Consider the following 13,058-nt stretch of genomic DNA (forward strand, 5'->3'; position numbering starts at 1 on the left):
TATGGAAGAACACATCAAACATGAAGGTAAAACCATGGCTATTGTTGCTTATTTAACCTTTGTTGGGTTAATAATTTCAATCATTATGAACTTGGATAAAAAAAATCCGTTTACCACATTTCACATCAGACAAATGCTGGGATTGATCATAATGCTCATTTTTTCAAATCTTGTTGAAGCCTATGTGAACTCATGGCTTGGAACGGTGTTCTGGGTAATAACTTTTGTCTCTTGGATGTATGGCCTTTACCATGCCATCAAATTAGAAGCCAAGCCAATTCCTGTTCTAGGTGAAAAGTTTCAAGAGTGGTTTCAAAACATCAATTAATTTCAATAGAATTGGATTTACACTATATTACAAAGCCGTCTTCATTATCTGAAAACGCCCCATTACTCATTATGTGTCATGGCTATGGCAGTGACGAAAATGATTTGTTTTCATTCGCTTCAGAACTACCTGATGAATTATTTATTATTTCCTTGAGGGCTCCCCATAGATTACAGCCGTATGGAAATGCCTGGTATGCCATAAACTTTGATGCTGACCAAGGCAAATGGAGTGACGATGAGCAAGCTAAGGAATCACGCGATAAAATTGCGCAGTTTATTGATTATGCATGTAGTAAATATCCTGTAAATAGTAATAATGTGACTTTATTAGGATTTAGTCAAGGTACCATTTTGAGTTATGCTGTAGCACTCACCTATCCAGAAAAAGTGAATAACATTATTGCATTAAGTGGTTACATAAATCCAAATATTATTCCGAATGATGTAGCGACCAAAAATTATTCAAATTTGCATTTGTATTGTTCACATGGTAGTGTTGATCAGGTTATTCCAGTTGAATGGGCTCGAAAAGCACCACAATTCCTAGAAGCTTTAAGTATTGATTACACCTACTCCGAATTTCCAGTTGGACACGGTGTTGCGCCTCAAAATTTTTACGAGTTTAAAAATTGGCTAGCTGATAAGATTTGATTTTATCGAATCGGATAAATAAACGACTCTACAGTTTTAAAGGTTAATTGCTCTTCTTCGCTCAAATCATAGGTCAAAAACACTTCGCCCCAATATTTTCCATCAGAAAAATTAGCAATAATCCATTTGTGATTGAGAACTCGAATGGAATTTATCAACATTTTGCCTCCAGTTAAGGATGGGTATGGAATTAAGGGATGCTCATCCCCTTTTACCGTGTTGAGTTCGTAGAGCTCTTCTTTAATGAATGGAATTAATTTATCTACTTTATAACCCTGTTCCTCAAAATAAGACATGGCAGGTTCACTCTCCTCTATTGAAAATTCAGACAAGTTCAAAATTCTGTCACGCAGGTCATTTATGGTATCTGCGTATTTTTCATTTTTCAACTCTTTTTTGGTAAGCTTATTTTCATAATCTTCCAATATATTTTTTGAGTTTACATATTGAAATACCACAAGTAGTAAAGCAAAAATAAACAAATACATAAAAATTCTGTTCTTCATGATATAGTGATTTGTAAGTTATCGTAGGCTAAATAAACGTTCTGGGGTAAATTTTGTTGCACGTCGTCATGAAAGCCCAAATGATGGCTTATATGGGTTAAGTAAGCACGTTTGGGTTTCAATTGATCGATAACCGCCAAGGCTTCATCGAGATTAAAATGAGATGGATGTGATGTTACTCGTAACGCATTTATCACTAAAACATCCAGATTTTGCAATTTGAGCATTTCTTCATCAGCTATAGAATTCATGTCCGTTAGATAGGCAAAATCCTGAAACCTATAACCAAAAACCTGAAGATTATAATGCATACCATTTATGGGTTCAACAGATATCCCCCCAATTTCGAAGGCATTATTGGTGATGCAGTTTTTAATAACACTAGGTGCTCCCGGATACCTGTTTTCGGTTTCGAATATATAATCAAAACGCTTTTCCAACTCACCAATCACACGTTTATGGGCATAAATGGGCATATCGCCTTGTCTATGGACAAAGGGTCTAATATCATCCAATCCAGCCGTATGGTCTGCGTGTTCATGAGTAAAAATAATCCCATCTATTTTACTGCAATTGGCTCGGAGCATTTGTTGTCTAAAATCAGGTCCACAATCAATTACATATGTGTAATGATCCCATTCTATAAGAACCGAAACCCGCAAGCGTTTATCCTTTGTATTATTACTTAAACATACTGGATGAGAACTTCCAATTACAGGAATTCCTTGAGATGTACCAGTCCCTAAAAACGTTACTTTCAATGCTTGAGATTTGAAAACAAAAATAGGGTTATTTTTTTGTTTAACATGGTAATTTAATACCTTTGTAATTAAGAATTAATCCCAATTTACAATGGAAATTAGCTTAAAAGGTGACAGAGAATTTGATGAAGTTCCTTCATTAAAAACCAAAGCACTTCGCATTAATCTAAACGAAAACATTTACGGAACATTTGCCGAAATTGGTGCTGGCCAAGAAACTGTAAGACAGTTTTTTAGAGCTGGTGGTGCTTCTGGTACTATTGCCAAGGCTATGTCTGCTTACGATAAAGATTTTAGCGATGCCATTTATGGTATTGAAGATGATGGCCGTTATGTAACCGAAGCGCGCTTGCGAAAAATGTTGAATCATGAAATCAATCTCATTGAACAACGCTTAATTCGTGAAAAGCATCCGAACAAGCTTTATTTCTCCTATGCCAACACAGTAGCCACAATAGATTTTGCTAAAAAATATAAGGGTCATGGTTGGGTTGGAATTCGTTATCAAATTGATCCACACGAAAAGGAATACAATGAAATTATCCTGCATATTCGCTTTAAGGAAAATGATGCCAGATTGCAACAAGAAACATTGGGAGTTTTAGGTACCAACTTAATCTATGGTGCTTTTTATAAATATAATGAACCTAAAAAATTACTACGTTACTTATATGACCATCTTGACAAAGATCAATTAGAAATTGATACTATAAATTTTGATGGTCCGGTTTTTAAGACAGTTGATAATCGCTTGATGAGTTTACAATTGGTCAAAAATGGCATGACTGATGCGGTTATGTTTTCTCCAGATGGAAACAATGTATTACCTGCAGCAGTGCTTTACAAAAGAAACATCCTAGCATTAAGAGGAAGCTTCAGACCTGTTACCAAAGTGAATATGGACATGTTCAAAAAATCCTATGAAATGTTCGTGAAAGAAAACAAGGTTGATGAAGACAAAACACAGGTGGTCTTTGAAATTACACTTTCCAATTTAAGGGCTGAAGGTGAAATAGATGAGCAAGATTTCATGGATCGAGCCAGACTACTATGTTCACTTGGACAAACGGTACTCATTTCAAACTTTCAGGAGTATTATAAATTAGTAGAATACTTTTCTCAATATACCAAAAGTCGTATGGGACTCGCTATGGGTGTCAACAATTTAGTTGATATTTTTGACGAAAAATATTATCGTCATTTGAGCGGAGGTATATTGGAAGCGTTTGGAAAACTATTCTTTAAGGATTTACGTGTGTACTTATATCCAATGAAAAATGATGATGGTAGTTTAACAACCAGCGAGAACCTGAAAGTCCACCCAAGAATGAAAGAATTGTACAAATTCTTTAAATATAATGGTAAAGTTGTGGATATAACTGACTACGATGCTTCTAACCTAACTGTTTTCTCCAGAAAAGTACTTAAAATGATCAATGCTGGTAGAGATGGCTGGGAAGCCATGTTACCTGAAGGTGTTGCCAAATTAATTAAGGAAAAAAGTCTATTTGGATTTGAAACAGAAGAATTGATACATCCAGATGACCTATAAAATACTTATTGCATATTAAAAAAAGGGAGCCTTCTGGGTTCCCTTTTTTTATTTCAAAATCTGATTGGTATGCTCTTTAGTCTTGACTTTGGTTATAACATCCTCAATTATGCCTTTTTCATCAATTACAAAAGTTGTTCTATGAATCCCATCAAACTCTCTACCCATAAATTTTTTAGGTCCCCAAACCCCATAAGCTTCAATGACTGCTTTATCTTCATCAGCTAAAAGAGGATATGGAAAGTTGAATTTATTCTTAAAATTAGACTGCTTTTTTTGACTATCGGCACTCACACCTAAAATATTATAACCTTTAGATTTAAATTGCTCATAATTATCGCTTAAGTTACAGGCTTCTGCTGTACAGCCTGGTGTATTGGCCTTTGGATAAAAAAACAATACCAGTTTCTTGCCTTTGTAATCGGATAATGAAATCGTGTTTCCCTGTTCGTCATTTGCTTTAAAATCTGGTGCTTTGTCACCTGGTTTCAATTGTGTCATAATGTGTAACTTTGTTTTTACCAAAAATACAATTTATGACCAAGACAGAAAAGGTAGATTTCGTTATAAAAACGTTAAACCAACTTTATCCCAATATTCCTATTCCACTGGACCATAAAGATCCTTACACCTTACTGATAGCTGTATTAATGTCAGCCCAAAGTACTGATGTTCGTGTAAACCAAATTACACCATTATTATTTCAAAAAGCCGACAATCCTTATGATATGGTTAAATTGACGGTTGATGAGATTAGGGATATTATAAAACCTGTCGGTCTATCTCCAATGAAAAGTAAAGGTATTCATGGGCTATCTGAAATACTTATCAAAAAATATCAGGGAGAGGTCCCTCAAACTTATGAAGCTTTAGAGGCCTTACCGGCAGTTGGTCATAAAACAGCAGCTGTTGTGCTTTCTCAAGCATTTGGCATTCCAGCTTTTCCCGTAGATACCCATATACATCGCCTTATGTATCGTTGGGGTTTGAGTAATGGTAAAAATGTTGTACAAACAGAAAAGGATGCTAAACGTCTGTTTCCAAAAGAATTATGGAATGATCTTCATTTACAGATTATATGGTATGGTCGTGAGTATTCACCTGCTCGAGGCTGGGATTTGGAAAAAGATGTCATAACAAAAAGGATTGGAAGAAAATCGGTATTGAAAGATTATTACTCTAAAAAGAGATAAAAAAAAGTCCTGAGACTAATCAGGACTTTTTCAAAGTTTAGTTGAGAAGTGCTTCAAACTTCATCTTATTACAATTTATAACACTTAAAGCCTTCGAGTAATTAAGAAGAAAATTAACCGTTTCTTCTTTTGGGTTCAGATTAAGTTGCTTTTGAGGATTTTTTTTAGAGTAAAGTTTCGCCATTTAAGTCATTTTTTTGGTTCTTATACTTTACTTAACGCTCATATTTTTAATTTATTGTATTAATTTGTTAAAACTATATTATGTTTATCAATTATCTTTCGCATATTGATGAGCGCATAGCGCATTCTACCTAATGCTGTATTGATGCTAACGCCTGTTTTTTCAGATATTTCCTTAAAACTCATATCGTTGTACATACGCATGATCAATACTTCTTTTTGATCGTCAGGTAATTCTTCAATAACACGACGCACATCATGTTCTACCTGATCTTTTATAATGCTTTTTTCAGCATCCAAAGAAGAATCACTTAAAACAGAGAAAATATTAAAATCTCCAGTATTACTGAATTTAGGCATCCGATTATTTTTTCGGAAGTGATCAATAACCAAATTATGGGAAATACGCATGACCCAAGGCAGAAATTTGCCTTCCTCATTATATTTACCAAGTTTGAGGGTTCTGATTACTTTAATAAAAGTATCTTGAAAAATGTCTTCAGCCACATCACGGTCAAATACTTTTGAATAAATGAAACTGTAAACACGTTGTTTATGCCTATTGATTAATAGTTCAATGGCGCGTTCATCTCCTCTAATGTAATTTGAAACTAAAGTAGCATCTGTGATAAGTTCGTTTTGCATAATCATTACTTTTTACCAGAAAACTTTCTGGGTTGGGGTTAAAAATTTTAAAAAGTAATGTTTTGCTTATAGGCTACTGTCGTGATTTTTAGTATTATACGTTTCAAATATAACAACAATATTTTCTAAAAAGCAAAAAAAATCACAATTTTATTGTTAAATATCGCCGTAAAATCCTTTTTATAAGATGAATAACTTGTAGTATCTTTGCAGAATTATTGCTCTAATAAACCCTATGATTCCTAATATTTCAGACGTAAACCCTAAAGAAAACATCATTATTAAAGGTGCCAAACTGCACAATTTAAAGAATATTGATGTTGTCATTCCTCGAAATAAATTAGTGGTTATTACGGGTTTATCTGGTTCTGGAAAGTCTAGTTTAGCTTTTGATACCCTTTATGCAGAAGGTCAAAGACGTTATGTAGAGAGTCTTTCAAGTTATGCCAGACAATTTTTAGGACGTTTGAATAAACCAAAGGTTGATTATATAAAGGGCATTGCTCCTGCTATTGCCATTGAGCAAAAAGTCAATTCTACCAATCCGCGTTCTACTGTTGGCACAACGACAGAAATTTATGATTATTTAAAATTGTTGTTTGCAAGAATTGGCAGAACCTATTCACCGAAATCTGGAAATGAAGTCAAAAAACATACCGTGAGAGATGTTTTAAATTACATCAAAGATTTTCCTGAAGGTGAAAAATTATTATTGTTGGCTCCCATCCATCTCGAAAATGGGAGGAAATTAGAGGATAAGTTAAAGGTGCTAAATCAACAAGGGTATGCCAGAATTAAAGTTAATGATACCGTATTCCGAATTGATGAAATAGATATTAAAAAAGATATTACGGATGATATTTATTTGGTTGTCGACCGAATTATTAAAAAAGATGAGGACGATTTTTACAATCGATTGGCTGATGCCGTGCAAATAGCCTTTTTTGAAGGCAAGGGATCTTGCTATATAGAAACATTATCCAATAATACATTACACCCATTCAGTAATAACTTTTCGTTGGATGGCATGGATTTCTTGGAACCAAACATTCATTTATTCAGCTTCAACAACCCTTATGGTGCCTGTCCAAAATGTGAAGGATATGGCGATGTCATAGGCATTGACGAAGATTTGATCATTCCAAATACAGGGTTGTCAGTTTATGAAAATGCCATTTTTCCTTGGCGCGGCGACAGCATGAGTTGGTATCGGGATCAATTGGTAAACAATTCGCACAAATTCGATTTCCCAATACATAAACCTTATTTTGAGTTAAGTGAAGCACACAAGCAACTCATTTGGAATGGCAACGACTATTTTGAAGGGTTGAATGATTTTTTTGCTGAATTGGAATCTAAAGCCTATAAAATTCAAAACCGAGTAATGTTGTCCCGTTATCGCGGTAAAACAAAATGTAAAGTTTGTGGCGGAAAGCGCTTAAGACCTGAAGCTAATTATGTGAAAATTGGCGGTGCTACCATTACGGGCCTGGTAGATATGCCAATTGACGAGTTAAGTGTATTCTTCAAACAATTGGAGCTTTCTGATTATGAAATGGGTGTGGCACAGCGACTATTAAAAGAAATTGAAAACCGATTGAGCTACTTAACAAATGTGGGATTAAATTACCTGACACTTAACAGAAAATCCAATACATTATCTGGAGGAGAAAGCCAGCGCATTAATCTAGCCACCTCATTGGGCAGCAGTTTAGTTGGATCCATGTATATTTTAGACGAACCCAGTATTGGCTTACATCCAAAGGATACTGAACGCCTAATTGGCGTTCTTAAATCATTACGTGATTTAGGCAATACGGTCATTGTAGTAGAACATGATGAAGATATTATGCAAGCTGCAGATGAAATTATCGATATTGGTCCCGAAGCAGGAACCTTTGGCGGTCAAGTGGTTGCCACTGGTACGTATGAAAATGTTTTAAGTTCAGAATCACTCACAGCTCAATATCTGAATGGTCGTATTGAAATTGAAGTTCCTAAAACAAGGCGATCATCAAAATACGCCCTTGAAATTATTGGAGCCAAAGAAAACAACCTCAAAAATATTGATGTGATTTTGCCTTTAGGCATGCTAACTGTGGTCACAGGTGTTTCCGGTAGTGGTAAAAGTACTCTAATTAAGAAAATAGTGTATCCTGCGCTTCAAAAAAAATTAACCGATTTTGGCGATAAACCTGGGCAATTCTCTGATTTGAAAGGAAATTTCAGCAATGTGAGTCAAATCGAATTTGTAGACCAGAATCCTATTGGCCGCTCTTCGCGCTCCAATCCCGTAACGTATATCAAAGCCTATGATGATATCAGAGCACTTTTTGCCAATCAGAAGTTGAGTAAAATTCGCAATTATCAAGCGAAACACTTCAGCTTCAATGTTGATGGCGGACGCTGCGAAACCTGCAAAGGCGAAGGCGAAGTGACCATTGAAATGCAATTTATGGCTGATGTGCATCTTACCTGTGAAACCTGTAATGGCAAACGGTTTAAAAAAGAAGTGCTGGAAGTTACTTTTGAAGACAAAAGCATAGATGACATTTTAAACTTAACCATAGATGACGCCATATCGTTCTTTGAAAAGCACAAACAAGACAAAATAAAAAACAAGCTACAACCACTACAGGATGTTGGTTTGGGTTATGTGACGTTAGGGCAAAGCTCTTCTACACTTTCAGGTGGTGAGGCTCAACGTATTAAACTAGCATCATTTTTAGGAAAAGGTTCCAAAGGAGCCAACACCTTGTTTATTTTCGATGAACCTACAACGGGCTTGCATTTCCATGATATTAAAAAACTTTTAAAGTCGTTTCAGGCACTTATCAATCAAGGACATTCTATTATCGTGATTGAGCATAACCTGGAACTGATAAAATGTGCCGATTACATCGTGGATCTTGGTCCCGAAGGCGGTAAGAATGGCGGGCAGTTAGTAGCACAAGGTACTCCCGAAGAAATTGTTGCCAACACACAATCCATCACTGGAATTTATCTAAAGGATAAACTCTAATACGATAAAAACGCTACGAAAAGTACAGCCAATGAGGCTGGAAACAGAAACACAAAAAACGTAAAGGTTACCATACTACTTTTTAGAAAGCTTAAAAACCAGCCCTGATCATAGAATCGTTTTAAGGCAATAAACAAATAGATAAACGTTGAAATCATAATCAGGAATGTAATCCAACCAGGGAAATCAGCCCAGGCAAAATTGAGTAGCAGCAACACACTGAAAACCGTAAACAAAAAGGAAAAAAAGTAAAAGCTAAACACCAAATGATAGGCATACGCACCTTTTCTGAAATAAAACAGTTTCAGGATGAAAGCAAAAATTGGCAATAGAAAAAACATGGCAATGGGAATCGTATCATAAAATGCCTTGAGTATCGAACCTCCACTTTTGGTTTTATAAAACTTCAGCATTTGCGCATAAAATCGCTTTTTGAAATAACCAGCGTCATCATCCATTCCCATTTCTTTGTATATAACTTTATCTGAAGCACCTATATCAATTAAGGAATCTATTTTATTTTCATCAAACCCAAAATTCATACTGGGTTTGGTATTGCCTCCCGTTTTTATAATGGAATCCAATCCTTTGAGTTCAGTTTCGTTTAGACCTAACTTTCCTTTATTAGCGTCATAAGGTTTCATCAACTTGGCCACTTGAGTAGAATCTAATCCTTTTTCAGAAATGGTGTCAATAACCTTTTTCGCTTTTTCATAATCACGCTTTAAAGCCTTGTCAATACTCTCTTCCTGTTCGCGAGCAACAAATGAAAACAAAAAGAAAAAGATAACCGAAATGAATAAATACATTTGAGCAGGATGCAAATACAATAAGCGTTTACCTTCCAGGAATTTTTTGGCTAAATATCCTGGACGAATCATTAAAGGAATAAAACTTTTGAAAAACCGAGCGTCAAATGAAAAATAATTGCTGATTGTATTGTAAAACAGAACTCCAAGAGTCAGTTCATCTTTAGCTTTTTGCCCACAATACGGACAAAATTCAAAGCCTTTCTCAAATTCCTTTTCACAATTCTTACAAGTAGTATGGTTGGTATCAGACATAAAATTTATACTTGGAATGTAATTTCAACTCGATTAACTTCTCAAACTTACAAAATACATCTCAATTTCACCTTTGCCCTTAGCCTGTACTTTGCCTCTGCTTTCGAAAACAAAATCTTTATCATCTTTTAAGTAGTTATAGGTAGCTTCCGAGATATTCACCTTCCCTACATCTCCATTGCTTTCTATTCTTGAGGCTGTATTGACTGTATCTCCCCAAATATCATATTGGAATTTCTTGACACCAACAATACCAGCTACCACTGGTCCAGTATGGATACCCACGCGCATTTGAAAAGCATGCTCGCCTTTGGCATATTTTTCTAGGTGTTGTTTTACTATAAATGCCTGCATTTCCAAAGCTGCCAATACGGTGTTTTTTACTGATGATTCTTCAGGGACTGGTAATCCACCCGCCGCCATGTAGGCATCACCAATGGTCTTTATTTTTTCAATATTGTATTCTTCACAAATGGCATCAAAGGTCTTAAAACAGTTATTTATTCCCTTGACCAGAGCCGCTGCCGTCAACTTCTCGGACTGCTCGGTAAAACTTTTAAAGTCTGTAAAGAGAATGGAAACCATGTCATAATTTTTGGCTTCTGCTTCACCTTTTTGTTTCAGTTCTTCAGCAACTTCGGCAGGAAGGATATTAAGCAACAGTTCTTCACTACGCTTTTTTTCTTTTCCTATACGATTTCGTTGGGTAAAAAATACCCCTGCAAAAAACAGCACCACCACAAAACCACCTATAAATCCGTTGCGCAGTGTTTTTTGCTGTTTTAATTTTTGAGCGGCTACTGCATCTTTCTTTTCCTGTTTTGCTTGTGTTGTAGCTTCTTTTTTATCAAACTCATACTGCATTTCAAGTTGGGTAATTTTTTTGGTGTTTTCATCATTATTAATACTATCACTCAAAATCATCAATTTTTCATAATAATCAAGTGCCTCATTACCATGCTTCATTGCTTTGTATGTCTCATAAAGACATTCACAGGCACCCATTTGTTCAGTAATAAGCCCTATTTCTTTTGATATTAGTAAACTTTCTTGACATTGGACTATAGCTTTAGAATAGTTACCTTGAATTCTATATATATCACCAATATTGCTAAGAGAATTTGAAATAACTGATTTATTTCCTATCTCTTTGCTCATTTTAAGTGCTTTGTATAAATAATCTAAAGCCTTAGTATAGTCATTTTGTTCTATGTATGATTTTCCTATATTATTCAGAGAGCTTGTAATTCCAGATTTATTACCCATTTCTTCATATAGTTCCAAACTCTTCATAAAATACTCTATTGCTTTAGAGTGTTCATACATCTGAGCATAACATATTCCTATACCCATGAGAAGCATAGATTGCCCAAATTTATCTCCTCGTTCTCTGGATATCTTTAAGCTCTTATTATAATAATCTAGTGCTTTTATGTAATCTTCTTGAGCCTCATAAAGCATTCCTATTTTTAGCATAACATCAGCAATTCTTCTTTTATTTCCTAATGTTTCACTTATACTCAATGCGCGTTGGTAATTATCTAAAGACTCTGGATAATTACCTAGTTTACTATATTGTAGACCTAGAATTGTCAAGCAAGCAACTATTCCATTTTTATTACCTATTTCTTCATATATTTCTAAACTACTTTGAGCATATTCAATTGCTTTTTGAGTTTCGTCAAGATCATTGTATACAGCGGCTATATTAGATAAGATCATAGACTCCAATGATTTATCACCAAGCTCTCTACTTATTTTAAGAGCTTTTTGAAAATATTCTAAAGCCAAAGAACTATTGTCTTGCATTCTATAAGTGGATCCAATAGCATCTGAAAATCCTGCAATATTTCGCTTATCACCTAAGTCTTCATTAATTTTTAACCCTTTTTGAAAATATTCTAAGCTTGCAGAAAAATCACCTCGATAAGCAAATGAAATACCTTGTGTTTTTAAAGCATTAGATAAATATTTATTTATCTCTTTCTCTTTTGAAAATTCATATTGCAACTGTGCATAATAAAATGCGGAATCTGGTTGTGAATTTAGGTAACCATCCTTCACAAACATTCCAATGGCTTTAAGACGTGTTGTATCAGGTTGTTTAGTATTCTCCCAAATACTCCATAGGGAATCCAATTTTTTTTGAAGTTCTGGAGGTCTGGTTTGTGAATAGGTACTAAAAGAGAGTGCAAAAAACAGGAGGGTTACTAGTATTTTTTTCATAATTGGTAATTAATAGCACTTCAAGGTACAAAAAATCACTTGTCTTACAATCACCTCAAAAAATAATAAAGAAACTTTTAGGAATTCAATAAGTGTGTGATTACGTGCTAATTACATTTTTGGCACGACAATTGAAATTAGCTTAACAAATAGCGTAAGCCGAAAAGCTCAAGAGTAGGCAAAATCTTTAAAATCCTAGTATTATGAAAAAACAAGTACTTTTATTTACAGTATTGTTAATGGGATTAACGACTGTAACAGCAACCGAGATTCGTTCTGGCATTCAAGATGAAGATTTAATGACGCGCTATCGTTATGCACAACCGGTAATGTTTGTGGAGCGTGGTGTGGAATTTATGATCTTTCCTGATGGAAGTTTCGATTTTAACACCCATGTAGTTACCGATTTTCATAGCAGTAATAATTACTACTACAGAAGCACCACAACCACAACTAGACGTGGCTCTGTGAATGCTACCTTTGGTGCTCCAGGTGTTACCAATCGGGTGCATTTTTCAACTCCAAGAGATCGTGGCGTTATTATTCAACATGACAGCGATGGTAAGGTTAGACGCATTGGTAATGTATTCATCAATTACGACCGATTTGGAAAAGTGAAACGTGTTGGAAGTATCTATATGCAATACAACCGTGGTAATAGTCGCTTGATTCAGGTTGGCGGATTGCATGTTAGATATAATGTTTTTGGTGAGTTAGTACACTCGCATGGTCAAGTTAGCCCGTTTAGTAACAGTTGTGGAGTTTGTGGGATTTCAGGTTGTACTACCACGCATACATATGGAAGCAACACCTATGAGCATGACAGTGACTGGAATAATTCTGAAGACTTCTACTATTATAAAGAAGATAAAAAAGATAACAAAGACACTAAATTACAATTGAAAAGATAATTTAACCTACAGTT

12 protein-coding genes are annotated in these 13,058 nt (G+C 35.0%); 6 read left to right on the forward strand and 6 right to left on the reverse strand.

What is annotated here, in order from left to right:
* Nucleotide 1 precedes the first annotated feature (1 nt).
* Both ACKXGU_RS01345 and ACKXGU_RS01350 read left to right on the forward strand, forming a co-directional pair.
* A complete protein-coding gene (locus ACKXGU_RS01345) occupies nucleotides 2-328 on the forward strand; it encodes a DUF4870 domain-containing protein (RefSeq protein WP_463466290.1) in 327 nt (108 codons plus the stop codon).
* An 11-nt stretch (nucleotides 329-339) separates the two neighbouring features.
* The gene (locus ACKXGU_RS01350) at nucleotides 340-981 is read left to right on the forward strand and encodes an alpha/beta hydrolase (RefSeq protein ID WP_463466291.1); all 642 of its coding nucleotides are present in this window, start codon (nucleotides 340-342) and stop codon (nucleotides 979-981) included.
* Between the two features lie 2 nt (nucleotides 982-983).
* Here ACKXGU_RS01350 and ACKXGU_RS01355 read toward each other — a convergent pair whose 3' ends face one another.
* Nucleotides 984-1,487, reverse strand: coding sequence for a hydrolase (locus ACKXGU_RS01355; RefSeq protein WP_463466292.1), 504 nt, complete (start codon nucleotides 1,485-1,487; stop codon nucleotides 984-986).
* Nucleotides 1,484-2,248 (reverse strand): MBL fold metallo-hydrolase, encoded by a 765-nt coding sequence (locus ACKXGU_RS01360; RefSeq protein WP_463466293.1) that lies wholly within the window; start codon nucleotides 2,246-2,248, stop codon nucleotides 1,484-1,486. Before ACKXGU_RS01360 ends, ACKXGU_RS01355 begins: the two co-directional genes overlap by 4 nt.
* Nucleotides 2,249-2,339: 91 nt before the next feature.
* On the opposite strand from ACKXGU_RS01360, the gene ACKXGU_RS01365 reads away from it, so the two are divergent.
* On the forward strand, nucleotides 2,340-3,800 hold the full coding sequence (locus ACKXGU_RS01365) for a TonB-dependent receptor (RefSeq protein ID WP_463466294.1): 1,461 nt from the start codon (nucleotides 2,340-2,342) through the stop codon (nucleotides 3,798-3,800).
* A 48-nt stretch (nucleotides 3,801-3,848) separates the two neighbouring features.
* Here the strand turns inward: ACKXGU_RS01365 and bcp are convergent, their stop codons facing one another.
* A complete protein-coding gene (gene bcp / locus ACKXGU_RS01370; protein ID WP_463466295.1) occupies nucleotides 3,849-4,301 on the reverse strand; it encodes a thioredoxin-dependent thiol peroxidase in 453 nt (150 codons plus the stop codon).
* 35 nt (nucleotides 4,302-4,336) lie between these two features.
* On the opposite strand from bcp, the gene ACKXGU_RS01375 reads away from it, so the two are divergent.
* Nucleotides 4,337-4,993, forward strand: a complete 657-nt coding sequence (locus tag ACKXGU_RS01375) for an endonuclease III domain-containing protein (RefSeq protein WP_463466296.1) — start codon at nucleotides 4,337-4,339, stop codon at nucleotides 4,991-4,993.
* A gap of 243 nt (nucleotides 4,994-5,236) precedes the next feature.
* On the opposite strand, the gene ACKXGU_RS01380 is transcribed toward ACKXGU_RS01375, so the two are convergent.
* Complete coding sequence (locus ACKXGU_RS01380) at nucleotides 5,237-5,821, reverse strand: RNA polymerase sigma factor (protein ID WP_463466297.1); 585 nt, start codon at nucleotides 5,819-5,821, stop codon at nucleotides 5,237-5,239.
* A 235-nt stretch (nucleotides 5,822-6,056) separates the two neighbouring features.
* On the opposite strand from ACKXGU_RS01380, the gene uvrA reads away from it, so the two are divergent.
* Nucleotides 6,057-8,843, forward strand: a complete 2,787-nt coding sequence (uvrA, locus tag ACKXGU_RS01385; RefSeq protein WP_463466298.1) for an excinuclease ABC subunit UvrA — start codon at nucleotides 6,057-6,059, stop codon at nucleotides 8,841-8,843.
* On the opposite strand, the gene ACKXGU_RS01390 is transcribed toward uvrA, so the two are convergent.
* Both ACKXGU_RS01390 and ACKXGU_RS01395 read right to left on the reverse strand, forming a co-directional pair.
* Nucleotides 8,840-9,907, reverse strand: coding sequence for a DUF3667 domain-containing protein (locus tag ACKXGU_RS01390; RefSeq protein ID WP_463466299.1), 1,068 nt, complete (start codon nucleotides 9,905-9,907; stop codon nucleotides 8,840-8,842). The two genes, uvrA and ACKXGU_RS01390, sit on opposite strands and share 4 nt — an antisense overlap.
* A 33-nt stretch (nucleotides 9,908-9,940) precedes the next feature.
* Entirely contained in the window at nucleotides 9,941-12,133 is a 2,193-nt protein-coding gene (locus tag ACKXGU_RS01395; RefSeq protein WP_463466300.1) for a tetratricopeptide repeat protein, read from the reverse strand.
* 203 nt (nucleotides 12,134-12,336) lie between these two features.
* On the opposite strand from ACKXGU_RS01395, the gene ACKXGU_RS01400 reads away from it, so the two are divergent.
* Nucleotides 12,337-13,044, forward strand: coding sequence for a hypothetical protein (locus ACKXGU_RS01400; protein WP_463466301.1), 708 nt, complete (start codon nucleotides 12,337-12,339; stop codon nucleotides 13,042-13,044).
* The last annotated feature ends 14 nt before the right edge of the window (nucleotides 13,045-13,058 follow it).

This window comes from Hanstruepera sp. CR43 (assembly GCF_055227665.1).